Origin of the sequence: Priestia koreensis (genome assembly GCF_022646885.1) — a bacterium.
Classification (GTDB): Bacteria; Bacillota; Bacilli; order Bacillales; family Bacillaceae_H; genus Bacillus_AG; species Bacillus_AG koreensis_A.
Genome location: NZ_CP061869.1, coordinates 76,961 through 102,607, shown reverse-complemented (window position 1 = coordinate 102,607; position 25,647 = coordinate 76,961). Strand labels below are relative to the sequence as shown.

Below are 25,647 nucleotides of genomic sequence, written 5' to 3'. Positions count from 1 at the left end.
TTATAGCATAGATAACTACAATTCCTCGTATTTATATTTTCGTGTTAAAATAAACGATAAAAAGTGGTCACAGATTAATTAAAGTCAAAAACTATCAATAAGTTGAGAAAGTATTTGTTATATTAACTTATATAGATAACAATATATTTTTATACAAGGGGGATAATATAGTGAAGTTAGTCTGCTTGCCTTTTGCTGGAGGTTCTTCTAGATCATTTGCAAAATGGTCAAATTTACTAGTTCCAAATATTGAAATAATAGATATTGAATTGGCTGGAAGGGGTAAAAGATTTCAAGAAGAGTGTTATAAAAGCGTAAAAGAAGCTATAGATAACATTTATCAAATACTTCATCCTGTATTTACTGGTAGTGAGCCATATGCTATTTTTGGCCATAGTATGGGAGGATTACTAGCATTCGAATTATGTTATAAAATTCAAGAATTAAATCATATTCCTCCGATAGCTGCTTTTTTTTCTGCAAAATCAGCACCTCATCTCGCAGGGAAAAAAAAAGTGCATTTGTTTGAAAAAAAACGTTTTATACAACATTTATTTGAGCTAGGTGGTACGCCTAAGCAACTCCTTAATAATGAAGAATTTTTGGATTTGTATTTACCTTATATAAGGTCAGATTATAAGATGATTGAAACATATCAGTTTGAGAAAAGGTCAAGTTTGCTAAATATTCCTTTTCATATACTTTATGGTGATAGGGATGAAATTAAAATGAACCAACTTACTGGATGGAAAGAATACACTAATATGACCTGTCAATTGTACGAGTTTTTTGGGGGGCACTTTTTTATTCAATCACAAGAAAAGGAAGTTGTTTCATTAATAGAGTCAATATTGACTGGAAAGTTGACATCGAAAATATAAATGAATATATATGCTATTAAGATAACTACTAAATTAACTGAAGAAGAGATTATAGGTGCGCTTTCTAAAATTCCAATTGAAAGACAACACAGAGTTAGCCGATACATTAAAAAAGAAGATTCTATTCGTTCTTTATACGGATCTTTACTTGTTCAGTATATTATAGAGAAAGAGTTAGGTATAACTTACTTTTCCTATTTTTATAATGAGTATGGAAAACCTTCAATTAATGAAGTCCCTAACTTTTATTTTAATCTATCGCATTCGCATGAATGGGTAGTTTGTGTAACAGATACAGAAGAAATAGGAATTGATATTGAGAAGATAAATCCTATTGATTTTAGAATTGCTGAAAGATTTTTTACGTCGCTTGAATTTTCTAAAATTGAAGAGAGCCCTTTATCAGAGAAGATAGACTGCTTCTATGAATACTGGACAATGAAAGAATCTTATATAAAGGCAAAAGGAAGGGGTTTTTCTATTCCACTTCATTCATTTTATATAAAAGAAAAAAGAGGGGTTTATACAACTCTTGATCAGCATAATCATCTTTATTACTTCAATCAGGTTAAACTTGACGAAGCGTATAAGTTAGCAACTTGCAGTAAAAAAAAGATAAAAAAAAGTAAAATTGAATGTTCGAATTTCCGAAATGTCGGAATTATTTTGAATTCAGAGATACAGTTATTAAGTTTGTACTCATCCTAAATAGATAAATGTTTTTTTGAAAAACCTTATATATAGTACAATTGTATTTAGATCATAATTACACATCTTTTTATTCATGCTAAATAGAAAGGTGTGTAATTAAATTTATTGGGGTAGAAAGACTAAATAGTGGAGTTAGTATAGTTTCATGGGCACCATTTTATTAAGTTCTTACAATGATTTTTGAGAGGATGTGTCCGAAACGGAACGTAAACGTGCAGGCAAAACATACAATGATGAGTTTAAGAAAACGATTGTGGATTTATATCATGCAGGAAACTCAATAAAGAAGTATGTCTTCCTTAACCAGTTCGGATGTCATAGGTCATAGAACGGGAAAAAGAATAGCCAACCATTTTTTTAGAATGCAAATCTAATACAGATGCTAAATAGCAGCAACCATCTTTTACTGTAGGGATATACGTACTATCTGCCATCCATTTCTCGTTAATAGTCTGTGTAGAGAAATCTCGCTTTAACAGATTATCTAGCTGTATAACCTTTTCTTTTGACGGATAAGGACGGTATTTTTTCTTTGTGATCGAACGAATTCCTGCCTTTTTCATTAAGCATTGAATGCGCTTTAGGCTTAGGTAACACCCGTTATTTACTAAATTCTGATGAATGTTGAGAGCACCATAACGTGCTTTACTTTTCACATGAATTCGTTGGATTTCTTTCGTCAGCTACTGATTTTCCTGTTCACGGTTTGATACCGTTCTCTTGAACGAGTGGTAGTAGCTACTTCTTGGAATCGTTAACACTTCGCACATTTTCTGAACGCTGTATGGCCCTTTATATGCCTCGATAAAATGGTTGAGCTCTTCTTCTGTCACTTTTTCGCGAATATGGCCATAGCCTTTTTTAGACGATCTAGTTCTTGTTTTAACCGAAGGTTTTCCTTCTGGATGTCAGCTAATTCTTTGGGTGTTAGAGAGCCTTCCTCTGAGCTGATAGGTGTGAATGCCTTCACCCATTTATAGATTGTTACTTCTGATACACCATATTCGCTGCTTAAATCGTTAACCGAGTTTCCTGCATGATATAAATCCACAATCGTTTTCTTAAACTCACCATTGTATGTTTTGCCTGCACGTTTACGTTCCGTTTCGGACACATCCTCTCAAAAATCATTGTAAGAACTTAATAAAATGGTGCCCATGAAACTATACTAACTCCACTTTAATGGTTTTTTCTATTGCGGATTTTAATTCAAAAGTACTGGATATAAAAAACGTCCAGTTTGTTTTTGCTTATTTATTTCGACAGTACATTCAATTCTCAATTTAAGCTCTCATCATACATTGAAGGTCTTTGTATTTTATTTTGAATATCTAAGAATTTACAAAGTATTTAAGTAATAATTAATAATTTTTAAACGTCTTTACATGTTACTTCTCTTAAATAGCTTTTTTAGTAAAAAGATTAAGCTTTGGGGACTGACCCCTGTTTTTTAGAACATCTAATTTTTGTTCTAAACGAGATTTTTATTTCTTAGAGCGTTAATACTTTTTTCGTGATTAATAAGTTTAAGGACTCATCTGTTTATAGATAGGTATTTCTTGTAGCTTATATTCGTTGCTTAAATCTTTTCATCTTCTCAGCTGTATAATATAAATCCGAAATTCTATTATCGAACGCACAACCTTAATTTTGGTCTATACGTTTATCTGCTTTTATCTTTCTTACACCTACATATTTTTTGATAATTTCTAAAACCGTTTAAAAAATGTCTTTAAAGATATATGCATATATTTTATTAAAGAAAATACTTTTAAAAGCGTAGATTCTATTAGTTTAAATTTTTTAATTTTTCATAAAGTTAACTTTTGACTCCGATTCTTTATTTGTATGAAAAACACTACTTCTTAAAAATATAAACTTTATAATGTATTTTTTATTATGAAAATAAAAAATATTTGCTATAATGTAAAAAAAAGTTATTTTATATTACACTACAGTATAGATATTAATGCACAAACAAATCCATGTTGAAATAGAGGTTGCTTTATAGCTTTTTATTATGAATTATATTAATAAAATGAAATAATATTTTTCAATTATGAAGAATCAAAAGTAATTTTTGTTAAAATTAGGATTTTTTGTTTGGGTTATTGTCTTGAAAAGAGGATAAAAATGGTTTATTTGACAGGCGAAGAAATAGAATAGTTAATATAAAGCATGATAATAAAACAAATGAATTTTTAATATATTGCAAAAGCAGTGATTTTGAGCTGGAAGAAAAAATCATTAATGCCTTCAATAAACTAGTAATTGCTATTCAAAATAAAAAAAATAAAAAACCTAAAATTATATTTAATAATAGTTTACCAAATAAGTATATTAAAAATCATGAGGCTTTTAAAATATCTGAGCAAGATAGCTATATAGAAAATAAATTATCATTATCAAATACATTGGATAACTTATTTTTAAACATTGCAAAAAAATACAATTCAAATTTTAGAAAATACCCTTCGACTATTAGTATAGATAATTTAAATAAGAATAATTACCATAAGAATTTCCCTCAAAATATTTATGCATTATTTGATGTTCCACACGATTACGAGAAAATGGAAATTATTAGATCTAGTAAAGAAAAATTTATACCCTTAGATATGTTTCAAAGTAGTGATAAAGTTCTTCAACCATGTATATGTTATCATTGTTATGAAGAGTTAAGTGATAAAGAAATTAGCACTAAAATTATTTCAGCAAAGGGTAACTGTTTTAGAAATGAAATAGTAAATGAATTAAATAATTTTAGAAAATCTGAATTTGAGATGAGGGAAATAGTAATATTTGGTGATAGTCATGAGGTTTCTAATTTACGAAAAAACTTAATGAGTGATGTATGGAACTTATTCTGTAAATTAGGGTTAAATGGTCTTGTACAAACTGCTAATGATCCCTTTTTTTATTATGAAGATTTTAAAAAAGAAACGTATCAGCTTATGTCTGAAGCAAAGTATGAATTAATTTACACCCCTAAAGAAACTGATAGTAAAGGTGTTGCAATTGCTTCTTTTAACTATATTGGCGAGTATCTATGTAGAAAATATAATATTAAAAAGGGAAATAAAATTGCAAATTCTGCATGTATCGCATTTGGTATTGATAGGTGGAGTGAGGCAATAATTAACAGGTATGGTAACACAAAAAACAACTGGCCGCAATTATTAAAAAATGAGTGGAGTTATAATGAATAATATCTATCATTGTTTGTACTTGACCATAGAAAAACATGCAATGCTAAATAATATTAAGTTAAATGCTAGTGATGCTTTTCATTATTTAGGCGGTTACGACTTTTATTATAAGAAATTGGATAATGATATAACCCCCACATATAAATTAGTAGGTAACAAAATAGATTTTAATATGTTTTTTTTAGGTTGTGGAATTAAAATAGATCGAATTATTGAAAAAACTGAGGAGGAGGCTTTAAGTAATAGTGTATCTATAATTGAAAGTGAAAATGCTCAGTTAGTTTTTGCAAATTGCTACTACCTTCCTTATGATAAGAAAAACTATCAAACAAGTTATGAAAACCATATGATTTTAATTTTGAATTTTTTACCAGAAGAAGGTGTTTTTGAAATATATGATCCTTTTTACGGTATACAAAGTCTATCAAGAGAAACTTTGATGGTTGCAAGAGAAAATACATTACAAAAAAAATATCAATATTTAAATATAGATTATACTCATTGTCAGCCTAATAATAGAGAAAATTACCAAAATATTATAATTAATAATTCAATGAATTTTTTGGAAAAAGGGTTATTACAAATGATTAAATTTAAAAAGGAATTATATTTTATTGAAGGCAAGGAAGGTTTTTATAGGGATTTAGCATATTTGAATTTGATTAAGTTGATAAAACATCCTCATGGAATGATTACAACAAGAAAGCTAATGTGGGAAAGCTTAGGGGGAATAACAAACTTTAAGGAAAATGGTTTTTTAAACTTAAGTAATTTATGGATTAAATTTTCAAATGATTTGATTAGATTAAGGAAAAATAAAAAAGATATACAATACGTTGTAGACTGTTTTGACTATATTATCAAGCAAGAAAGGTTATGCAATGAAAAAATTTTAGAATTTTTAAAGGATGATAAACTTGGATATTAATGTAAACGATGTAGAAATAAAAAAGAAAATTAAAACATTAATAATTGAAGTATTAGATAGAGAATTAAATATAGATGACGATACAGATCTAGCTGATGAAGGTCTAGATTCAATATCAACTGTTGAATTGATTTTGTTATTGGAAGAAGAATTAAAACTAGAAGTAGATGATTCAGATTTAATAATTGAAAATTTTATTACAGTGAATCATATTGTTAAATTACTGCAACATTATAATGAAAAGTTATGAATAATACTATTGTTTTTGTAGAATCCGGTAATTATGGAGCTGAATTGGCAGAATTGAAAAAGCTTAACTACAATATTATCTTTCTAAGCACTGGAACGTTACCTTTTAAAACAGAGTTTGCGCACGAATCTATACTACATATAAAAGACAAAAACTTTGCTCAGGAATATTATCTAAAAGATAAAATTGTTGAATTATCGAAAAAACATAAAATTATTGCACTTTTTTCAACATCTGATTATTTTATATTGTCAGTTTCTAGAATTTCAACGGAACTGGGATTAAATAAATTAAATATATCTGCTGCAGAAACATTTACTAACAAATACGAATTCAGGAAAAAACAATTAAAATTAAATTATAAAACACCAAAATTTCAAAAGTTTGATACTTTAGAACACGGTATTGAATTTATTAAAGATTTAAACGAATACTGGGTTTTTAAGCCCATAAGGGGTAATGAATCAATAGGAGTAAAGCTTATACAATCGGTAGAAGATTTAAAAGAATGTTTTTTTCTTTTAAATAAGATGTCTAAATTAAACAATAGTTTGTTCCCGACAGAATACTTGTTAGAAGAATATATAGAGGGAAACTTATATAGTTGCGAGTTTATAGTAGACAACGACCAAGTTCATATTTTTGGAGTAACAGACAGGATTTTAACCCCCCCCCCATATTTTATTGAATTAGGCTATGCTTTTCCTTATAAGGGAATACTGGAAGAAGATATTGTGAAATACACAAAAAAATTCATTGCAGATTTCCAATACGATTTTGGTCCTTGCCATATTGAATACATTATTTCTGACGATAATCAAATTACTATATTAGAAGTTAATCCAAGAATTGTGGGATGGCCTAATAATTTAATGCTTAACAGATCCCTAAACATAAATATTTATCAATTAATTTGTGAGCTATATGTCAAGGGAGTAATTAATTATATTGAGAGTAGCGATATAAAGTATTCAAATTGTTTGGAAGTTGTTTTGGAACATGCAGGTTATATAGAATCTATTACGTATGACCAAGCGCTAATAGGTCCTAATTGTATAATTATTGAAAATGTTAAAATTGGTAGTTATGTAAAAAAAGCAACATCTAATAAGGAAATAATACTAAGACTGTTGGCTTTTGGTAATACAAACAAAGAGTCAAATCAATTAATTACTTCTTTATTTAAGTCTGTCCATATTAATTCTAACAAAATTTTTAATTTAATTTGATTTCCTACTATATTTTTTGTAGTATTTATTATGTTGAAAATTAAATTCTGTATGAACATTCTATTGAAAATATATTTATAGGATAGGTGATACTTTTGATAAAAAGAACTTTAAAAGAGATTTCTTTAATGGTTTGTGGAGAATTACAAACAAGAGATAATGAAAAATTAATAATCAAAGGTGTCTCAATAAACTCTAAAGAGATTAGCAATGGTAATATATACATTCCTATTATTAGAAATAAAAATGGGCATGATTATATAAAAGAAGCTATTAAAAATGGAGCCTCTGCTGTTTTATGGCAAAAAGATCAATTAAATCCTCCTATTAACGATATTCCGACTATTATTGTCGAGGATACCTTAAAAGCTTTGCAAAAATTAGCTAATAATTACAGGAATCAGTTAAACGTAAAAGTTATTGGTATTACAGGGAGTAATGGAAAAACTACAACAAAAGACATGCTTGCCTCTGTCCTTTCTCCCGTTTTTAAAGTTCATAAAACACAGGGTAATTTAAATGGTAAATATGGAGTTCCTCTAACTATTTTAAATATTTCGGATGATTCACAAGTTGCGGTTTTGGAAATGGGCATGAGTGAAAAAGGAGAAATAGAAACATTATCGAAAATAGCAAATCCTGACATTGTTGTTATCACTATGATTGGAGTTTCTCATATTTCTAATTTAGGATCAAGATCAGAAATTTCTAAAGCTAAACTAGAAATTATTAAAGGATTAAAACCCGGAGGATGTTTAATATATAATGGTGACGAGCCACTTTTAAAAAAAGGAATAGAAACGTTAGACATGAAAGAATACGAAAAATTTAGTTTTGGAAAATCTAGTTGTAACGACTTTTATATCAGTTCTGTCTTACATGAATTTAATAAAATTAAATTTCAAGTTAATGATCTCTCGATTCCAACTTATGAACTAAACATCTTAGGAAAACACAATGTTTTTAACGCATTGGCTGCAATAGCTGTGGCTAAAAAGATGGGAATCTCAAATGAACACATACTCAGTGGTTTAAGCAATGTTAATTTAACTGGCATGCGAATGGAGATGATCTCCTCCGAGTACGGATTTAAAGTAATAAATGATGCTTGGAATGCCAGTCCAGATTCTGTTCAATCTGCAATAGAAACATTTCAAGATTTAGAGGGGTTTGGGAAAAAAATTCTAGTTTTAGGTGATATGCTAGAGCTTGGATCAGACGAGATTAGGTATCATAAAGAAATTGCTCAAGATATTAACTCGGAAAAAATTTATGCTTTATTTACTTACGGTAACTTGGCTAAATACATTGCTGAAGAGTTTGAAAAAAAAGCCAGAAACGATATTGTGATAAAATGCTATCAAGATATGGATAATATTCTTAAAGATCTTTTAACGATAACTGACGAAAAGGATATAATATTAGTAAAAGGGTCCCGTGGAATGAATTTAGATGCTCTGGTAACTAAGTTAGCAAAACTATAATTTTTACAAAAATGCAAACTAAACCTAAGGTATAATTTGCATTTTATTATTTTGACCGATCTGTCACCTAAGCAAAACTATGGAACAAATCGGTCTTTCTTTACTCTTTTATATTTTTTAAAATATCGGTATAGTAATTAGTTCAGGTGTACATCTTACATATATCAAATAATTAGAACTGTTTTAAACAAACTAACTGGCCTTACTTTTATTGATATAGGGATTAAACTTTTACAAACAAAAGCCTCGAATTAAATTATTGAGTTAAATTATTTTAAAATGCCCACTACAAATATTTAACCTCTATATGAGCAAAATTGTTAGTTGTTATATATACTAAACTGATGTCCATAGCATGTTTTATGTGAAGTGGTATTTTCGCTAACAAGAATTTATGGATCTGTTAGAAGAGTATTTCATATGAAAATATAATAATCTTGTACGACGAATGTAGTGAAAAGAAAGCAATTATCCTTCTTAAAGAGTGGACAATTGCTCTCTTTTTTTGCTTTTGAGATGCTTTAATAATTATGTTTGTAGGCTCTTTACCAACATAATCTATCTGTTAAATGATAAAACAGCATTCCGTGCCAATTTCCACGAACCAAATGTACGGATAAACGTCATCGCGCTCGGTAAGTCATGTTCTTGGGCGTAATCATTCCATTTCCCCACAGAACGAAAATGGTCCAAATGAGCACGTGCAATCGGAATTAAATCTTCCTTTGTAAACTTGCGCTTTTTCGGCCTTCCGGAAAGTTTTAAGATTTCTTCCCATGAAAAGTAATTAACAAGCGTTTTATAGGTCGGTAATTTATGTTCTTTCGCGTATTCGTCCCATTGGGTACGATTTTCAATGTGGCTGCCGTGTTCCTTTAAAATGTTGCGAATTTCTTCTTTTTTTAGTTCGATGAATGCTTCGGTTTGGCTATAGTTAGGGTTGATCTCTAAGAGGTCTTTGACCTTTTGTACGGAGCCAAACCGATAGATATAAGAAGACATACGGGGCAGGTCATGTTTTTTAGCGTATTCATCCCATATGGTTCTGGTCGCAAAATATTTGCGATGTTGTTTTGCAATCTCAAGTAGTTCCTGTTGTTTTTCGGTTAAATCCATTCGTTTTTGTCACCTTCTTTATGTAATGTTATCGTTGACTTCTCTTCGTTTTTATCATTGTCAAAATCATGACCCAAGCTTTTGAGAATTTCTTTAGGACTTGGGCTAGTAGTTGGGAGCATCATCCTTACAACATCAGCATTAGGAGTCTTTAATTCTTCAAGTTCCATACATACACGTCTATAATCATCTGCTGTTATAGCTTCCTCTAGTTCTTGCATTAACTCTCTTCTTTTATCAAAATAGGGGATTTGGATGTTATTTATGTAATACAAGTAATAAATGTTTTCCACTAACTTTGCACAGATTGAGTTTAAATTTCGAGACGACGAAGCATCAAAAAAATGACTAAATTGATTTTGTGAAAAGAGTTCAGGCATTTTGTGTAGAGGTGAATAAATTCTTATTTTATCAAAAGTTAAAGATTCATTCTCATACCTTGCTTTTAATGGTAAGGCATAAAACTTATTTTCAGGGCAATCCTTAACACCTCTTTTGGGTTTAGGAAGAATTGCATATAATTCATCTTGGTCGTTGACTGCAAACACAAACGTATAGTCTCCCTGAGTCGGTAGTTTATGAATTCGATCACATGCTTCTTCAAATGAAATTTCACTTACTTCTCTATCAAATATCTCTTGCAAATCTTTGAGATGAATATGTTTATCTGCATTAGGAGGAAACATGAGATCATTCATTCGTTTCTCATACTCTTCACTTCGAAATGTCTTCATGAACCAGGTCTGAATACCTTCAATGGCTTTGGCTAATAGACTCAGTCCAAAGATCACGCCTATTCCAATTAGTCCCCAGTACAGTACGGTATGGAAATGAGTAATCATATAATAGATACCGTAAAAAACACCAAAACCAATCATCGTCATGAAAAACGCCTTCATGTTACCAACTCCTTTATTTTCTGTTTTAATTATAACATTATTTTCACTTTATGTTAATATATACATAAGAAATATTTTCCTTTATTTTTGGGTCTGCCATTAAAATAGAGGAAGAAGAGTCAATATGACCAAAGGAGAGGGGAAAAGAACATGAAAAAATGGACAAAGTGGGGAGTAGGAGCGCTTATGACGGTGAGTGTTCTGCTAGGAAACGGCCAACCTTCATCAGCTGCAGAAACGTCAACGGATACATACAAGGATTATCGTGCAAATGCCTATTGGTCGGAAGCAATGAAGTGGGGAATTGAGAAGGGCATTACAGAAGGATATAAGACAGATGAAGGAATGCTTCTAAAGCCCGATCTTAGCATCACAGAAGCGCAATACTTGGCGTTCTTGATTCGTTACGTAGATGGTGAGGAATTAGCCCAAACGACGTCTAGTAGCTCGAATTGGAGTGCCAGCGTCTATAAGTTAGCTCAAAAATACAACCTATCGTATCAATTGGACAAAAAAGCACAGTCTCTGTCCATCACTCGTGGGAAGGTTGCAACGATTCTCGCGGAAGCTATGACGAAAAAGAGACTTAGCAAGGAAGAAGCTGTCCAGTGGATGTATGATCAGCATATTACGGTGGGATACGGCAGTCAGCCAACTTATGATTCGTTTCAACCCAATACGCCGATTTCACGTGGGCAGATTATGACGTTCTTATATCGATTGGATCAGCAACCGATTGAGAAGTCCATTGGGCTTGTATTAGACTTAACCCTCCAACAAGAGGAGAAACAAGTAGGGGATATGGTCAACAGCGAACGGTCGAAAGTAGGAGAGAAGCCGTTAATCATTGATCCAGTGTTAAGTGCGATTGCGCGCATTAAAGCGCAAGACATGGCGCTCAATGGCTACTTTGCTCATCTATCACCCACGTATGGAAAAGAAGATGAATTAATTAAGATGGGGAACGTGCCCTATTTCAGTAGAGGAATGTATGGGGAAAATATCGCACTCGGATATCATACGGCTGAAAGCGTGATGGATGGCTGGATGAATAGTCCAAGTCACCACGACAACATCATGGATCATGACTATTCGCATATCGGCATTGGTCTGTTTGAGTGGAATGGTCGTAAATACTGGGTGCAAGAGTTCTTTGGCCGTACCTGGTGATAGACAAATTACCATATAGAGTTATATTTAATGTATTGTCTTTTTTACGAGCAAGAGTATAAATTATTCTTGCTCGTATTTTATATTATTTAATTCGTCTGAAAGTATCTGTATCGGTTCTACTATGATAAAGAACAGCCATTGCAGCATTAGATTTTAAGTTGTGATAAGGATCATTTGTATTATTTATTATTCTATTGCAATTATTAATCATATAACGTAAGGCATTATGACTATCTTCAAGAGTTAAAGTCTTTACCCAACCGGGATCAGTAACATCTACATCAAACAGTTGATCTTCATTCACAATGGCTGTTTTACATCCGTAACAACGCACTTCCCCATCTGATTCATAAATGTTCGTTGACTGACACTTTTTGCAAGCAACTAATATAGGAAATGGCCTTTCAAGTGATACCATGATTAAATCGTCTCCTTTATATTATATCAAAATTTAAAAGCCATTAAATGATCCTTGTCTAATTCTGCTTCTTATATCTCATTGATGTTTCTAGTTATTTTACCTTCGTGCACATTGTTTTCTACACTTTCTCTATTCTTCTCTGAATGATTCATTTCCTGCATTTGGTGTTCTACACAAGCTATCTAATATATAATAGTGCAGTTATTAGTGTAAAAAATAGTACAGTAGAGAACAGCTTTCTTTTCCTTATTGATAAACAACCCTTTCTTAATCATAAGGTTTATCTGAAATAGGGGAGAAAACCCCCATTTTCAAGGAATGTGAAGGGCGAAGCCCCATGAGTGAGTGGGGAATGAATCGCCTTTGGACAAGGGATCGCTTGTCCGACTGGTCGAGTGCTACTTGAATGAGATGAAAGATTGTTTGAGTACGAGTGCCGAACCCTTTTTTCTCTTTGTATTCATCCACTTTCTCTACGAATACTTTTGGAAATCGTAACACAACTGATTGCATTTTTATTGCTCGTTCCTCCTGGAAAATGGTATATCATATATTACAAGGAGGTGAAAATCGATGGTAGTGAAAAAGGCTTTCAAATTTCGACTTTATCCAAATCAAAAGCAAATTGAACTGATTAACAAAACGATTGGAAGTTCTCACTTTGTCTTTAACTATTTTGTCGGCAAGCAAAAAGAGAAAGATGAGTATTGGTACATGGTCAACGAAATGGTACAAAACGGTCAACTTACAGAAAGCAATTGGAAGGGTGGATTTTTTAACAAGAACCAATCCATTAAAGCAGTTCGTGAACTGAAAAAGCCCGATCCATTCTTAAAAAAAGTCGATCGTATCTCCCTTCAAAAGTCCATTGAGATCGTAAATGATTCGTACACTCGATATTACAAAAAACAAAACAATGAGCCTCGTTTTAAGTCAAAAAAGAATCCTGTTTAAACGTACACAACGAAATGCGCAAACGGTAATATTACTGTTTTGGATAATCACGTAAAATTGCCGAAAATAGGTCTTGTTCGTTTTGCGAAAAGTCGTGAAGTGGCGGATAGTTCAACTATAAATGGGTTTAAAGAATTAAATTTTATGGAGGTAATTAACAAATGAAATTCTTTATAAAGTTAAATTTTATTAGTATATTACTTGCGGTCATACTTTTGTTTGTAATAGAGTCTATGCTTAATATCTATAGAATAAATAGGATTACCAATATTAATTTTGATTTAATAACACTTATAATTTTGGGTATTTATTTAATTTTATTGGTTGTCATACCAATCCTTTCATATAAAATTCTTCCTTTTTATCTAGGGCAGACAAAGAAAAATTATTTGTCGATCCTGCTTTTTATTCCATACTTTTCTATACTTCTAAAAGCATTTACCAGCACCTTTCCTATGAGCAATAGAGGTGACATACCAAATCCAATCATGGGTTTGTTTATGATAGCAGAACTAATTTTCTATCCAATATTCCTATTCATTACTATAAACATATCAAATAATAGGAAAATATAAGTATATTTTCAATATATAGGTAGTTTTTGTATCTTTTTTGTAATATAATGTATTTTATGTTACAAAAATATTACAAAAGGGAGATTTGTTTTATGTTTAAAAAGTTAATAGGTTCTTTTTTAGTCTCATCTCTTTTATTAGGAGTTACATCAAACGTTTATGCTGACGAGGCGTATACTCTTAATAATGCAGATGATGTTTATGACAGAGTAGTAGATTTAAAATTGTTCAATATTGAAGAAAATGGTGAATTAGAGTTTTTAGGAAACAAAGAAGATTTAAATGTAAATCCTAATATTTATAATGAATTTTTAGACAAGATTTCTAGTATTAACTTTCTTGTTGATAAAGGAATTGCTCATGTAGAAAATGATTTCGAAGTAAAAGTAGCTACGCCAGAAGAAATTACGGAAATTGCTTACAGTGAAGGAAACGGAAATCTTGTAGATATTAATGATAATTCAAATGTTTCTCCATTTAATTATAAAAACAATACATACAATAGAAATAAAAGCATTACACCTTATGCTGTAGATCCAGGATTACCTAAAATTAATCTTACAAGTTTAGTAGTGGCTAATCGTAAAGAATTAAAAACTCTTTATGAATCTTTATTAAGAACAAGTCCAACAGGTGCGTATCCTGCAGCGGTGGGATATTTTGTTGGTAAGGTAAGGGAAAAGGGCCCTTGGGACTATAAAATTCAACCAGGATATAAATATTGGTATAAGGAGTGGCAGGCTACTACATATGCAGGAACAAAAATTATAAATAGTGAATATATCGGAAATTATAATTATTCTTATGTAGGCGAGCTTTTATTTAGTAAAACGGTTTTATTAAAGGCCGGAGCTGCTATTGGAAAAGGTGTAGGACAAAAGGAAGATGCTAAAGACAAAGATGCAATTACGTTAGGATATAATGATGCAGTAAAGTACGGAAAATAGTATTTATATTTTTGTATAATTAGTTTTTTAATCTAGAAAAACCACCTTTTCGTTTGGCGCTTTGAAGTGACCCCATAAAGTTAGACAGACAATATTTCTAGCAACTCGTTGGGCATGAATTCGGTACTGTACCGGGCTCATGCCCTTTAATTTTGGTTTGATACGTTTATGATTGTAGTAGTGTATGTATTTTTCTAATTCTTCCTTAAAATGTTCGATTCTTGTAAATTCATTGTAATAAAGAATTTCAGATTTAAGAATACCAAAGAAGTTTTCCATAACGGCATTGTCATAACAGTTTCCTTTGCAAGACATACTTTGAGTAATATGTCGTTGGCGGAAGATATGACGAAATGGTTTCATCTGATAATGCCATCCTTGATCGGGATGAATCAATAACTGGTCTTCTCCGGTTAGATGCTTCAACGATTTTTCTAACAGATCAGAGACAAAAGAGTAGGTAGGTCTAGAGCCAATGGTGTATTCAATAATTTCTCCATTAAACACATCTAACATAGGAGATAGATAGAGTTTCTCTCCAAATAGCTTAAATTCTGTTATATCCGTTGCCCATTTTTGATTCGGTTTCTTTGCTTCAAATTGACGGTTTAAATAATTTTCCGCCACTATTCCTACTTTTCCTTTATAAGAACGATATTTCTTCATACGAACTAAACAGGTTAGACCTAGTTCTTTCATGATTCGTTGAATTTTTTTATGATTTACATGATAGCCTCTATTGGTTAACTCCGCTTTTACACGACGATACCCATAACGCCCATGATGTTCATCACAGATCTCTTGAATAACTTTCTTTAAGGAAGCATCTTTATCTGGTCGATTGAATCGTTTGACACGATAATAATAAGTGCTTCTGGGCAATCTTGCCACTATTAAAGAGCGTTCACTGGAAACTCTCCCCTTAGTTCATGAATTACTTTCGCTTTGTCTTGTTTAGTAATCTTTCCTTGTTTTAAACTAAGGTATTCAACTTTTTTCAAATAGCCGTTCTCCATGCGTAAACGATTGATTTCCTCTTGAAGTGATTCCATCGATTCTTCTGTTTGAGTCTCTTGGTCTGCTTTCTTTTTAACGTCCTTTTTCGTTGATTTCAGGGCATCTATTCTTCGCTCTTAAAATTGTTTTTCCCATTTTAACAACGTAGCGTGAGAGGGAATATTAAAGATCGCAGCTGTCTCTTGGATAGATGTCCCGTATTCGTTCATATAAGATAGTATCTTTAGTTTATCTTCTATTGAATACGGTGTATAGCGTTTTTTAAACCCTGATTCTCCTTGATAACGGTAGAGTTGAATCCAAGTATGAAATACAGACGTAGATACGCCCATTTCTTTCGCTATACTCTTATATCCTTCCATCCCTTCTACATAACGTTTGACTGCTTGAATTTTCTCTAGTGATGTAAATTCAGCCATATAAAAACTGCACCTCCAAAAGTTAGATCGTGTCTAACTTTTAGGGTGCAGTTCAAAGAGGTCGTGAACCCTTTTTTCGTTATTTTTGGCTAGTTATGTCCCAGCCTCTTATCGTATATTATCTAATTCGTCTGAAATTATCTGTATCAGTTCTACTATGATAAAGAACAGCCATTGCAACATTGGATTTTATGTCGTGATAAGGATCATTTTTATTATTTATTATTCTATTGCAATTATTAATCATATAACGTAAGGCATTGTGACTATCTTCAAGCGTTAAAGTCTTTACCCAATCAGGATCAGTAACATCTACATCAAACAGTTGATCTTCATTCGCAATGGCTGTTTTACATCCGTAACATCGCGCTTCCCCATCTGCTTCATAAATGTTTGTTGACTGGCACTCTTTGCAAGCAACTAATATAGGAAATCGCCTTTCAAGTGATACCATGGTTAAATTGTCTCCTTTATATCGAAATGTGAATTCTTATAAATTATGCTCGCCTAACTCTGGTTATAGCTCATTGATGTTTTCATTTTTTTATCTTGGGTTGTTTTCTACACGTTCTTTATTCTTCTCCGGATGGTCTATTTCCTTCATTTGCTTATATGTATGCAAAAAATATTAATCGCTACTGACAACCCTTAGTCATAGTGGTGGTGCTATTGAACTACCCGCCACTTACCACCCTTACGGGTCGCTTGAAGTGGGGGATTCCTGGGTCATTACTCCTGTTGGAGTAAACATTATCAGGCTAGCCCCGTCGTACCGACGGTTGGGTTCTTCTGTTTAGGAGGCAGAAGAACCGAGAAGCAAGAGTCTTTTGCCTTCGGCAAGAATATTGAGACTGGCATTAAAATCTCGATCGTGATGGGTGTGACACGAAACACACGTCCATTTGCGGAGATTCCGTTGTTTCACTTCTTTATTTTTCGTTCCACACGTGGAACAAAGTTGAGATGACGCAAACGTTTTCCCAACGGCAATCACTGTTCGGCCATACCACGCAGCTTTATATTCGAGCATTGTGCGAAATTCATACCACGATACCTCACTAATTCCTTTTGCATTTTGATGATTCTTCAACAAGGATTGGATTTGTAAGTCTTCAATTGCCAACACATCGTGTTTTTTGATGAGGTTGGTCGTGAGCTTATGTAGAAAATCCGTTCGAGTATTCGTGATTTTTTCGTGAATTCGGGCTACTTTTTGTTTTTGTTTGTGCCAATTGGTTGAACCGATGGTTCGTCGTGATAAGATTCGTTGGGCATCTTGAAGTTTTTTCTCCCATTTTTGCAGAAAACGCGGGTTTTCCACCACATCACCATTTGAAAGCGTAGCGAATTTTTTTAATCCCACATCAATGCCTACTTCTTTCGAGGTTGGTGGAAGGGCTTTGACCTCTATTTTAGTAAGAATGGAAATGAAAAAGCGACCAGACGCATTCATACGAACCGTCACCTTACGAATGGGACCTGTTACTTCTCGGCTCTTCGCAAAGCGAACCCACCCTAATTTGGGCAATTTGATGCAGTTGCCATCCAATTGGATGTTTTGATTCACGCATTTTGTGGTGTACGATTGCACCTTATTTCGCTTACTTTTAAACCGTGGTCGTTCATTTTGTTTGCTATAGAAGCGTGAGTAACTGTCATCTAATGCTTCTACAGCAGCTTGAAGAGAAATACTATCGACTTCTTTTAACCAAGGATAGTGTTTCTTAAGTAACACAATTTCTTTTTTCGTTTGATTGGCTCTAAAATAATGTTTTCCCCACTTATTTTCCGTCAACTGACCGTTTTGGACCATTTCATTGGTAATTGCCCAATATTGATCTACTTGACGCTCTTGTTGAGCTAAGAAAAAATTAAACACAAAACGAGCTGATCCAACTGTCTGACGAATGAGCTGTTGTTGAGTTGGGTTGGGGTAGAGGCGAAATTTAAATGCCTTTAGAATCACGTGGTTTTCCTCCTTTCTGTTTAGGTCTTTTCACTTAAGAACTTGTGTTCTGGTTTTTATTGTACCAAACAAGGAAGAAAATGCAACACCCCATCGGGGGTGAAAAAGACCGATTCATCCCCCACCTACTCACTGGGCTACGACCGTATCATTCCTTGAGGTGGGGGTCTTCTCGGTCAAAATGGTAAACAGTGCAGTCAATGCGGACATCTCCACGATAACCTTTCGCTCTCTGATCGTGTGTATGTGTGCCAAAATGACACGTGTTGCACAAAAATCGATCGAGATTATAATGCCGGATTAAATCTCAAACACTATGGAATTCGTGTTTTGAAGAAACAAGGTATGACGTTATAATTTGTCTCGATTTTTTCTAGCGGTCGGAACGCCGCGAAGGAAAGGCATCGGACACGACCGTTTAGGCGTGGATGAAGATGCAATAAAAGAAAAGGTCTTACGATCTTGGAAGCCCCCACTTCAAGCAACCCGTAAGGGGGCTAAGTGGCGGGTAGTTCACGAATTGAGGACAGTTTTTACGACTCGCATCATAATGACGTACTACTTTACTAAGTGAAATATCATACTTCGTTTGTAACTTCATAATAAGGTCGATGGTGTTTTTGATCGTATCTTCATGAATATATCCGCCGCTTCAATCCCAATGGAGTTTGCGTTCGTAATACCATAGGTCCCATGTCCATCACAACAATGCCATGCGCTGTTCGTTTCTTCAACGACTTGATAAATAGATGTACGGTCGACGAAATAATAAGCTGACGATTGACGATCTCCGCCACCGAAGTAGTCCGCATTATTCTTAGCTGTTTGGCCCTTTACACCAACGTCATGAACGACAATGTAATTAACTGAATTTCCGTTACGACTTGAAAAATTATACTTAGAGATTTTTCTTGTAATACTCAACATTTAACCAACACTCCCTACATGAATTTGTTTGTAAAAGCTTTTACAAATTAATCATACAGTGGATGTTCGCTTCAAAAATCTCAGCAATATTCAAAGAATATCTAGGTAAAACTCCATAAAAAATCAGGACAAAGTCATATTTGTCCTGATCTAGGTCGAACCTATTTTACTTTATGGTACTTTGTTCAAAGTCTTGAACTAACATGACCTGGGATTTTCCATCATATGAAACCCAGTTAACCGAATCAATATGAACTTTACGATTAATGACAGGTAAATCAACGAGGATATTTCGACTAATATTCATCATAGCATCTGTTCGTTTATCCTCATTTGGTGCGCCGTTTTTAAAGATTGTATCAATTTCTTGCCCGAATTGTTTCGTATTAGGCAGAATATCTACTTTATAATCGATTCGATCTGTCCCTTTAATCTTACCTAAGTTCTTTGTTTTATAGTGAGCACCTTCAATAATGTAGTTTGTATTTAAATACGTATCCAAATCAAAGTTCTTTAAATGACTATCAGGATCACTGGAATCTTTTCGGTTTTCACCAGTGGGACTTCCAGCAGCGGTTTCGTCTTTAGCCGTATCCTCTGATTTTGAGCTGTTACTATCTTTATTTGGTTGGGACTCTGAATTTTTGTTGCTGTTATCTTTACTCGTATCGCTGTCTAATTTTGTCCCATCATTGTTTTTGGTTGCTTGGTCGTCTGATGTGGTATTGTTACTTCCATTGGTATCGGAAGGTTTACTAGATGTTTCATCATCGGTTGAATTGTTTGTGTTTTCATCGGTCTCAGAAGATGGGTTTGATGACGTTTCCGTACTTTCTTTATTTTTATCATTATTTGAAGGTGGAGAGGACTCTTCATCTTTCCCAGAGCAAGCGCTAAATAGTGCGATTATTAGAGTCAAAAATAGTACAGTAGAGAGCGGCTTTCGTTTCCTCATTGATAAACATCCCTTTCTTAATCATAAGATTTTCACATTATAACATTCCTTTTAATCCAACATAAGTAATTTTATGGAGCTGTCGAAGGTGTGAAAACGATACAAAATAACAAAAAATCAAGTCTTTAGAACTACTCTGAGAGTTAGTTCCTGTATGTTGAAAAATAAGGAAAATTAAAGATTGGTGTTAATTTTTTTGGCTTTTAAGAGGTAAGGGTTTGTTATCATAAGTGTATCAAAATGGGAAAAGAGGAATTAAACATGGCAAAAAGTCAATTTCAAAAGTTTAAAGAGCTACATTAGTTGGGGTGAAATAAAATCACCATATGACATATTACTAGATAACATGGAGTTTTGGACAATTACATTATAGGATTTCAATTTAACAGTAGGTGAGGATCTCTTCCTCCCTCTTTTTTTATGAAATTTTTGGAGATTTATAGATAATTATGTCTACTTAAGTTTGAATTAATGGTATAATTTTCAATAAAATTAGGCTGAAAAGGGGAAAAGAGATGAGCATTTCAATTCAAACAACTTCTAGTGATTCTGGGATCGGAGAAGACATTATTCTTAGAGAAACTGATACAACAAGACTTTTGTTTAGACCTGAGTTAGTTAATAACCAGCATAATTCTGATGCATCAGTTAAAGGATGTTTTATTTTTCAAAAAAAGAAAAAAAAGGATTTATGGGAAGACCACAAAGAATTAGACAACAACAAATTAAAAGCTGATGAATGGATTAAACTTGCAATCAAGTCAGGTGAAATGCTCACTCTCTTTACTGAAATAAAAAAGTATTACACTATACATGAAGAGTATGGGGTTAAGCATGGAAGCTACTCTTTTTTTAAGGATAATACTGATCTTAAAAAGGTAATTGCTCTATTTGAAGGTAACAATGAACTATTTACTCAATTATTAAATGATGATAAGAGTGAGCTTTTTGAGCAAACTTTAGAGTGGATTGTAAATACTGATAACTCTGAGAAAATAGTAGATAAATTTCTCAAGTTAGGTGAAAAGGATTTAGACCAATTAAATTCTTTAGTTGGTGTTGCAAATCTTAAAAAAATACTATCTGTTTGGGAAGAAAATAAAGACAACAGCTCTGAGAAGTATTGGCAAGACTTACTTAAAGAAAATACTTGGGTTTTAAGTCAAATATTTTCAAACCCAACAGTACTTATTGATAATGAGGCTTTTGTTGGAGGGAAAACTACAAATAATGATAAAGGTAAAGTTGTTGACTTCCTTTATGCTAATCCATTTTCCAAAGATGCAGTTTTAATTGAAATAAAAACTCCTTCCACCACTTTGTTAAATACAACTGAATATAGAGCAGGAGTACATTCTGTGCACAAGGATTTAGCTGGTGCAGTAAGTCAGGTGCTGACATATAAAGGCTCACTTCAAAGTGAATATACACAGATTTTAGTTAATAATATAAGGAGTCAGAAACCCATTGATTTTGATGTTATTAATCCGAACTGTGTAGTAATTGCAGGAAGATTTGATACATTGGATAAACCTGCCCTAAAACATTCCTTTGAATTATACAGAAAAGAATTAAAAAATGTCATAGTCATTACTTTTGATGAATTGTTTATGAAAGTTAATCACTTAATAGATTTATTATCAAAGTAAATTTAAGGGAGAGCATTCCCTCCTCTTTTTATGCAATTTTTATCTTGTTTCCTATTGTTAAAAATCTTGACCAATTCATAAAACCTTTGTAAAACCAGCATTGTAATGAGGCTGAACTGTAATTATTCTATTTCTCTTACCAGTCGTATCCTACATGGATGCGTGGATTGAAATTGGAGAGGAAGGTTTTTTATTATGTACGAAAAATTGTTGCATCCTATACGAACGAATGCGCGGATTGAAATATATCTACTTGGTTTAAAGATATAGTTAAAAACTGTTACATCCTACATGGGCAGAGTTTCCTTCTATGTACATTTAGAATGTCTTAAGAGCATAACAACTAGAGAGGATGAAAATCAAATTAATTGCCAATAAGAAGGCTATAAAACTAGAAAAAATCTGAACTATACTAAAGAATTCAAATTAGAATTGTTCAGCAGTTCAGATCTGTTTGTAAATATGTTACGAATCTTTTCGTTTCTCACCTAACTTCTTCGATGCTTCCCGCGCTCGTTCTTTATCTGAGTTGGTATACAGTACAGCCGTATTCATCGAACTATGACCTAGCTGATTCATGACTAGTACTAAATCACCCGTTTCCTCGGCTAGCTGCGTGGCATACGTATGACGCAATTTATGAGGAGAGAGGGACTTATTGGATTGAAACGCCTTGCTGTATTTCTTCACCATTTGTTGAATGGATCGGACAGATAGAGGGGAAGCATGACCTTCATAGCGCGTAACAAACAAGTAGCTATCTTCGTCTTTCTCTAATCGATACTTTCTTTCACGTATCTCTAAATAGTCCTGTATATCCTCCATAGCCTGGGGGACAACCGATACAATATCTTCTTTATTTCCTTTACGTACAACAGCAATCTCATTCGTCGTAAAGTTTAAATCACGTAAGCGCAAGTTTGCCAATTCATTCACGCGAATTCCTGAACCTAAGAAAAGAGAAAGAATGGCATAGTCCCGAGCTACATCACGATAGAAATAGGGCTTGGCCCTTTTGGTTAGCGTATGCTCATATCCATTTTTAACAAAGGAGAGGAATTTCACGTCTTCATCTTTATGAAAAATGGATTTCGAGATACGTCCAGAACGCGCATTCAATGTTTCCTTTTTCTTGTGTACCGTGATCTTCTGCATGACGTTTCGATAAAAATAGGGTTCTTGCTGGTCATTCTCCGTTTCAACCGTCAAATACTTAAAGAGAGATCGTAGCGCTGATATCTTACGGTTGGTCGAAACTTGCTCCGGCTTTTTCTTCTCGTTTGTTTTTTGTGATACAACGATCTCTTTACGATTCACAAACTTAAAAAATGACTTGGCTGCTTCTAACGGAAGCTTTTCCAATACCTCTAAAGGAATATCCTTCATTTCTTCGCAATCCGCAAACCCTTCGGCCATTAACCACTCAAAAAAGAGCTTATAGTCGTGTAAATAGCCTAAGAGAGTAGAGGAAGAGTGTGTATCGAGTTTGTCATCCACAAATTGTTGTACATAGAAGGGCATAGAGAGAAGCATATCCTTTAAACGCTCTTCATGAATCTGGTGTTGTCGAGAATTTGGCAATCGGCATCTTCCTTCCTTTAAATTGTATGTGACATTATGACCTATATGTAAAGGCTATATTATGAATAAAACTTGTTTAGCCAAGGTATGTAAAGAAATAGTAGCTAGTAGAGCATGAACAGTCTTACTAACGTTATCTTTTAATTTTATCAACGGGAAGTATCAAGGGTCAATTAAATATCGCAAAACTTAAATTTAACGCAAATATTATCAAAATAAATTTGAACGAAGAACTAAAATGAATATAAGCCTTGTCATTAGATTTGTTTTGATCAGTGTCGTAGGAAGATACATTTATTACATTCTTAGTATAATTCTATTACATCTGAGAGAAGTTATAAAAAAGAGGAGGTGACACAGATGTCAAATAACAATAACAGCAATCAATTACTAGTATCTGGTGCTGAACAAGCAATTGATCAAATGAAGTATGAAATCGCTCGTGAATTTGGTGTAAACCTCGGTGCTGATACAACTGCACGTGCAAATGGATCAGTAGGCGGCGAGATCACAAAACGTCTTGTGCAAGCTGCTCAACAACAACTTGGTGGCGGACGTTTCTAAGTAAAAAAAACCTTATAATATATTGCCTAAAGGAAAAATGAACACTCATTTTTCCTTTTTCAATGTTTCAAATTCATAAGCTGTCTTCTTAATTTTCGCAGTCGTAATAAAAAAGATCTGTCTGCAACATATATTTACATGTTACGGACAGATCTTTTAAAAAAGGAGATAAAACTTTAGATAGTAGTTAATTACCCTTTAATTACTACAGTTGACTTTAAAGGCCCTGGCTCTTTTTCGATAGCTACATCTTTATGAGGTGTAGCGGAGATTGCAAAACCTCCAATAAATGCGATAGCAACAACAGCAACGATAATTTTTTTCATACTATTAGTCCTCCTAAATTTCGATAAATTTATTTAACAAGTCATTTACTAATTTTTGATAATAGAACGCTTTTTTATATTTGTGCTCTTTTTCGTAAAAAGTACTAACTAACTGTGCATATAGCAGGAGCTCACTATACTCTTGGTTCTTCTGTAGGTAGGGAATCATTTTATCAATAAGAATTCCCTCAATACTACTAAAATCACTTCTGATTAATTCTTTGTAAATCTCGATGTCTAAATCGTATTTAAAGCTAGAATATTTTGTCTGAATAGTCATAGCTGTATGTAATAATTCATTCGCTTTATCAAATGTTTCTAGATCATAATAGATGCGGACCAAGGAGATAGCGGATACCATACTGTCCTCTAAATCATCTGAATTCATGGTCAAACATTTCTCATAATATGAGATTGCCTCTGTTAGTTTCCCCTTTACATGATGTAAATGTCCTAAGTTTAAATTAGTTAGCTGTTCCATTTTGGTATTTTTTAAAATACCTGATAATTTATGAGCTAAAAGGTAATGATGAATGGATTTATCATAGTCTTTGAATCGTCTATAACAGATGCCCAAAGTGATGTGACATTGTGCACTCCGATATAATTCATAATGATCTTTAAAGACCATTAATGCTTCTTGAATTAATGACACGGCATAAGCAGGTTGACGTAGTCGGCTATAGGTAATTCCTATGACATATTTAATATCAGCCAATTCTAATTCATCCAGTTGAATCAAGGAAAGGTGATTTAAGGAAAGTTGGTAGTTAGATAAGCCTTCCTGTAGCTTTGAGTGAATGACATCATGGTTTCCTATAAATTTGTGATAGTAATATGAATGCAATGGCGTAAAAGAATTTTTAACCTTTTTTAAACTTGCAATTAAAGCAGCGCTTTTTTGATAATTACGTTTATATAAATAGTACTGAATAAAATGGATATCAATTAGTAAGAGTAACGAATCATCAAGTGTGAGCGCTTTTATTTCCTCAACTCTACTTAAGTAAGGTTCACAATTTTCATCTGGTGCTCTTAACTGCTTAAACCATTCATAACAGTATGCTTTAAAGTCATCTTCATGCTGAATATCAAAAGGTACCGATAATCGTTCAAATAATAGTTGCAAAATTTCTTGATTGCTAGTAATTTTGGCGTTCTCTATTTTTGAAAGATAGGGGATGGAAATAATTCCTCTAGCTAATTCTTCTTGTGTCAGCCCTTTTTTCAAACGATGAAATTTAATTTTTGCACCTACATCCAAAGTCCTGCCTCCTTTTTAATATATTAGCATCTTATAAATAATTTGAATACTTAAAATTATTAAAAATATTCATTTTTTCCTATATAAATTATAGGAAAAGGGAGAATTGAATCTTTATTTGTTATTAATATGGATTCTAAGTAAGTAGAAAGACGAGTGATTGTGTGTAAACTTAGTGAAAAAGTAAATCTTCAAAGATTTT

At 32.8% G+C, this 25,647-nt stretch carries 25 protein-coding genes and 2 pseudogenes; 13 read left to right on the top strand and 14 right to left on the bottom strand.

What is annotated here, in order from left to right; all coding sequences use genetic code 11:
* Nucleotides 1-170: 170 nt before the first annotated feature.
* Nucleotides 171-881: a thioesterase II family protein gene (locus tag IE339_RS24195; protein WP_242176310.1), complete on the top strand. Its 711-nt coding sequence runs from the start codon at nt 171-173 to the stop codon at nt 879-881.
* The gene (locus tag IE339_RS24190) at nt 882-1,589 is read left to right on the top strand and encodes a 4'-phosphopantetheinyl transferase family protein (protein ID WP_242176309.1); all 708 of its coding nucleotides are present in this window, start codon (nt 882-884) and stop codon (nt 1,587-1,589) included. It abuts the gene before it with no gap.
* Nucleotides 1,590-1,891: 302 nt separating this feature from the next.
* Here the strand turns inward: IE339_RS24190 and IE339_RS24185 are convergent, their stop codons facing one another.
* Both IE339_RS24185 and IE339_RS24180 read right to left on the bottom strand, forming a co-directional pair.
* The gene (locus tag IE339_RS24185; RefSeq protein WP_277933994.1) at nt 1,892-2,263 is read right to left on the bottom strand and encodes an IS3 family transposase; all 372 of its coding nucleotides are present in this window, start codon (nt 2,261-2,263) and stop codon (nt 1,892-1,894) included.
* Nucleotides 2,264-2,421: 158 nt separating this feature from the next.
* Nucleotides 2,422-2,706, bottom strand: a complete 285-nt coding sequence (locus IE339_RS24180) for a transposase (protein WP_242176307.1) — start codon at nt 2,704-2,706, stop codon at nt 2,422-2,424.
* Nucleotides 2,707-4,165: 1,459 nt separating this feature from the next.
* Between IE339_RS24180 and IE339_RS24175 the strand changes: the two genes are divergently transcribed.
* From IE339_RS24175 to IE339_RS24155, 5 genes are all read left to right on the top strand, one after another.
* Nucleotides 4,166-4,801, top strand: a complete 636-nt coding sequence (locus tag IE339_RS24175; protein WP_242176511.1) for a class-II aminoacyl-tRNA synthetase family protein — start codon at nt 4,166-4,168, stop codon at nt 4,799-4,801.
* Complete coding sequence (locus IE339_RS24170) at nt 4,794-5,729, top strand: BtrH N-terminal domain-containing protein (RefSeq protein ID WP_242176510.1); 936 nt, start codon at nt 4,794-4,796, stop codon at nt 5,727-5,729. Before IE339_RS24175 ends, IE339_RS24170 begins: the two co-directional genes overlap by 8 nt.
* Entirely contained in the window at nt 5,719-5,979 is a 261-nt protein-coding gene (locus IE339_RS24165) for a phosphopantetheine-binding protein (protein ID WP_242176509.1), read from the top strand. Before IE339_RS24170 ends, IE339_RS24165 begins: the two co-directional genes overlap by 11 nt.
* On the top strand, nt 5,976-7,208 hold the full coding sequence (locus IE339_RS24160) for an ATP-grasp domain-containing protein (protein WP_242176508.1): 1,233 nt from the start codon (nt 5,976-5,978) through the stop codon (nt 7,206-7,208). Before IE339_RS24165 ends, IE339_RS24160 begins: the two co-directional genes overlap by 4 nt.
* Before the next feature lie 95 nt (nt 7,209-7,303).
* Nucleotides 7,304-8,692: a UDP-N-acetylmuramoyl-tripeptide--D-alanyl-D-alanine ligase gene (locus IE339_RS24155; RefSeq protein ID WP_242176507.1), complete on the top strand. Its 1,389-nt coding sequence runs from the start codon at nt 7,304-7,306 to the stop codon at nt 8,690-8,692.
* Nucleotides 8,693-9,250: 558 nt separating this feature from the next.
* On the opposite strand, the gene IE339_RS24150 is transcribed toward IE339_RS24155, so the two are convergent.
* Entirely contained in the window at nt 9,251-9,808 is a 558-nt protein-coding gene (locus tag IE339_RS24150) for a hypothetical protein (protein ID WP_242176506.1), read from the bottom strand.
* On the bottom strand, nt 9,799-10,707 hold the full coding sequence (locus tag IE339_RS24145; RefSeq protein ID WP_242176505.1) for a hypothetical protein: 909 nt from the start codon (nt 10,705-10,707) through the stop codon (nt 9,799-9,801). The genes IE339_RS24150 and IE339_RS24145 overlap by 10 nt, the downstream gene beginning before the upstream one ends.
* A gap of 150 nt (nt 10,708-10,857) precedes the next feature.
* Between IE339_RS24145 and IE339_RS24140 the strand changes: the two genes are divergently transcribed.
* A complete protein-coding gene (locus IE339_RS24140) occupies nt 10,858-11,877 on the top strand; it encodes a CAP domain-containing protein (protein ID WP_242176504.1) in 1,020 nt (339 codons plus the stop codon).
* A gap of 85 nt (nt 11,878-11,962) precedes the next feature.
* Here IE339_RS24140 and IE339_RS24135 read toward each other — a convergent pair whose 3' ends face one another.
* Nucleotides 11,963-12,298, bottom strand: a complete 336-nt coding sequence (locus IE339_RS24135) for a hypothetical protein (RefSeq protein WP_242176503.1) — start codon at nt 12,296-12,298, stop codon at nt 11,963-11,965.
* A 270-nt stretch (nt 12,299-12,568) separates the two neighbouring features.
* Entirely contained in the window at nt 12,569-12,814 is a 246-nt protein-coding gene (locus IE339_RS24130; protein ID WP_242176502.1) for a hypothetical protein, read from the bottom strand.
* A 60-nt stretch (nt 12,815-12,874) separates the two neighbouring features.
* Between IE339_RS24130 and IE339_RS24125 the strand changes: the two genes are divergently transcribed.
* Nucleotides 12,875-13,255 carry a helix-turn-helix domain-containing protein gene (locus IE339_RS24125; RefSeq protein WP_242176501.1) on the top strand — a complete coding sequence of 127 codons (381 nt, stop codon included), beginning with the start codon at nt 12,875-12,877 and terminating at the stop codon, nt 13,253-13,255.
* A gap of 667 nt (nt 13,256-13,922) precedes the next feature.
* On the top strand, nt 13,923-14,777 hold the full coding sequence (locus tag IE339_RS24120; RefSeq protein ID WP_242176500.1) for a polymorphic toxin type 44 domain-containing protein: 855 nt from the start codon (nt 13,923-13,925) through the stop codon (nt 14,775-14,777).
* A gap of 99 nt (nt 14,778-14,876) precedes the next feature.
* Here the strand turns inward: IE339_RS24120 and IE339_RS24115 are convergent.
* The 3 genes and pseudogenes from IE339_RS24115 to tnpB all read right to left on the bottom strand — a co-directional run.
* Nucleotides 14,877-16,213 (bottom strand): annotated as a pseudogene (locus IE339_RS24115) (IS3 family transposase); the annotation flags it as partial.
* A 118-nt stretch (nt 16,214-16,331) separates the two neighbouring features.
* On the bottom strand, nt 16,332-16,667 hold the full coding sequence (locus IE339_RS24110) for a hypothetical protein (RefSeq protein WP_242176499.1): 336 nt from the start codon (nt 16,665-16,667) through the stop codon (nt 16,332-16,334).
* A 339-nt stretch (nt 16,668-17,006) separates the two neighbouring features.
* Nucleotides 17,007-18,179 (bottom strand): IS200/IS605 family element RNA-guided endonuclease TnpB, encoded by a 1,173-nt coding sequence (gene tnpB / locus IE339_RS24105; protein WP_242176498.1) that lies wholly within the window; start codon nt 18,177-18,179, stop codon nt 17,007-17,009.
* Nucleotides 18,180-18,377: 198 nt separating this feature from the next.
* Between tnpB and IE339_RS24100 the strand changes: the two are divergent.
* Nucleotides 18,378-18,536, top strand: a pseudogene (locus IE339_RS24100) (hypothetical protein); the annotation flags it as partial.
* Nucleotides 18,537-18,776: 240 nt separating this feature from the next.
* Here the strand turns inward: IE339_RS24100 and IE339_RS24095 are convergent.
* On the bottom strand, nt 18,777-19,106 hold the full coding sequence (locus IE339_RS24095) for a peptidoglycan recognition protein family protein (protein WP_242176496.1): 330 nt from the start codon (nt 19,104-19,106) through the stop codon (nt 18,777-18,779).
* A gap of 166 nt (nt 19,107-19,272) precedes the next feature.
* Nucleotides 19,273-20,061 (bottom strand): hypothetical protein, encoded by a 789-nt coding sequence (locus IE339_RS24090; protein WP_242176495.1) that lies wholly within the window; start codon nt 20,059-20,061, stop codon nt 19,273-19,275.
* 515 nt (nt 20,062-20,576) lie between these two features.
* Here IE339_RS24090 and IE339_RS24085 point away from each other — a divergent pair.
* On the top strand, nt 20,577-21,710 hold the full coding sequence (locus IE339_RS24085; protein ID WP_242176494.1) for a Shedu immune nuclease family protein: 1,134 nt from the start codon (nt 20,577-20,579) through the stop codon (nt 21,708-21,710).
* A gap of 465 nt (nt 21,711-22,175) precedes the next feature.
* On the opposite strand, the gene xerS is transcribed toward IE339_RS24085, so the two are convergent.
* Entirely contained in the window at nt 22,176-23,291 is a 1,116-nt protein-coding gene (xerS, locus tag IE339_RS24080; RefSeq protein WP_242176493.1) for a tyrosine recombinase XerS, read from the bottom strand.
* A 360-nt stretch (nt 23,292-23,651) separates the two neighbouring features.
* Here xerS and IE339_RS24075 point away from each other — a divergent pair, with 360 nt between their 5' ends.
* On the top strand, nt 23,652-23,855 hold the full coding sequence (locus IE339_RS24075) for an alpha/beta-type small acid-soluble spore protein (RefSeq protein ID WP_242176492.1): 204 nt from the start codon (nt 23,652-23,654) through the stop codon (nt 23,853-23,855).
* Nucleotides 23,856-24,046: 191 nt separating this feature from the next.
* Here the strand turns inward: IE339_RS24075 and IE339_RS24735 are convergent, their stop codons facing one another.
* Both IE339_RS24735 and IE339_RS24070 read right to left on the bottom strand, forming a co-directional pair.
* A complete protein-coding gene (locus tag IE339_RS24735; protein ID WP_277933993.1) occupies nt 24,047-24,181 on the bottom strand; it encodes a hypothetical protein in 135 nt (44 codons plus the stop codon).
* A gap of 13 nt (nt 24,182-24,194) precedes the next feature.
* The gene (locus IE339_RS24070) at nt 24,195-25,445 is read right to left on the bottom strand and encodes a helix-turn-helix domain-containing protein (RefSeq protein WP_242176491.1); all 1,251 of its coding nucleotides are present in this window, start codon (nt 25,443-25,445) and stop codon (nt 24,195-24,197) included.
* Between the last annotated feature and the right edge of the window lie 202 nt (nt 25,446-25,647).

Excerpts from the sequence above, each read along its gene's own strand:
- IE339_RS24110 (WP_242176499.1), bottom strand. The coding sequence starts at position 16,667 with ATGGTATCACTTGAAAGGCGATTTCCTATATTAGTTGCTTGCAAAGAG.
- IE339_RS24150 (WP_242176506.1), bottom strand. The coding sequence starts at position 9,808 with ATGGATTTAACCGAAAAACAACAGGAACTACTTGAGATTGCAAAACAA.
- IE339_RS24120 (WP_242176500.1), top strand. The coding sequence starts at position 13,923 with ATGTTTAAAAAGTTAATAGGTTCTTTTTTAGTCTCATCTCTTTTATTA.
- IE339_RS24145 (WP_242176505.1), bottom strand. The coding sequence starts at position 10,707 with ATGAAGGCGTTTTTCATGACGATGATTGGTTTTGGTGTTTTTTACGGT.
- IE339_RS24735 (WP_277933993.1), bottom strand. The coding sequence starts at position 24,181 with ATGAAAAAAATTATCGTTGCTGTTGTTGCTATCGCATTTATTGGAGGT.
- IE339_RS24160 (WP_242176508.1), top strand. The coding sequence starts at position 5,976 with ATGAATAATACTATTGTTTTTGTAGAATCCGGTAATTATGGAGCTGAA.
- IE339_RS24075 (WP_242176492.1), top strand. The coding sequence starts at position 23,652 with ATGTCAAATAACAATAACAGCAATCAATTACTAGTATCTGGTGCTGAA.
- IE339_RS24140 (WP_242176504.1), top strand. The coding sequence starts at position 10,858 with ATGAAAAAATGGACAAAGTGGGGAGTAGGAGCGCTTATGACGGTGAGT.
- IE339_RS24125 (WP_242176501.1), top strand. The coding sequence starts at position 12,875 with ATGGTAGTGAAAAAGGCTTTCAAATTTCGACTTTATCCAAATCAAAAG.
- IE339_RS24170 (WP_242176510.1), top strand. The coding sequence starts at position 4,794 with ATGAATAATATCTATCATTGTTTGTACTTGACCATAGAAAAACATGCA.
- IE339_RS24085 (WP_242176494.1), top strand. The coding sequence starts at position 20,577 with ATGAGCATTTCAATTCAAACAACTTCTAGTGATTCTGGGATCGGAGAA.
- IE339_RS24135 (WP_242176503.1), bottom strand. The coding sequence starts at position 12,298 with ATGGTATCACTTGAAAGGCCATTTCCTATATTAGTTGCTTGCAAAAAG.
- IE339_RS24175 (WP_242176511.1), top strand. The coding sequence starts at position 4,166 with ATGGAAATTATTAGATCTAGTAAAGAAAAATTTATACCCTTAGATATG.
- IE339_RS24090 (WP_242176495.1), bottom strand. The coding sequence starts at position 20,061 with ATGAGGAAACGAAAGCCGCTCTCTACTGTACTATTTTTGACTCTAATA.
- IE339_RS24095 (WP_242176496.1), bottom strand. The coding sequence starts at position 19,106 with ATGTTGAGTATTACAAGAAAAATCTCTAAGTATAATTTTTCAAGTCGT.
- IE339_RS24190 (WP_242176309.1), top strand. The coding sequence starts at position 882 with ATGAATATATATGCTATTAAGATAACTACTAAATTAACTGAAGAAGAG.
- IE339_RS24130 (WP_242176502.1), bottom strand. The coding sequence starts at position 12,814 with ATGCAATCAGTTGTGTTACGATTTCCAAAAGTATTCGTAGAGAAAGTG.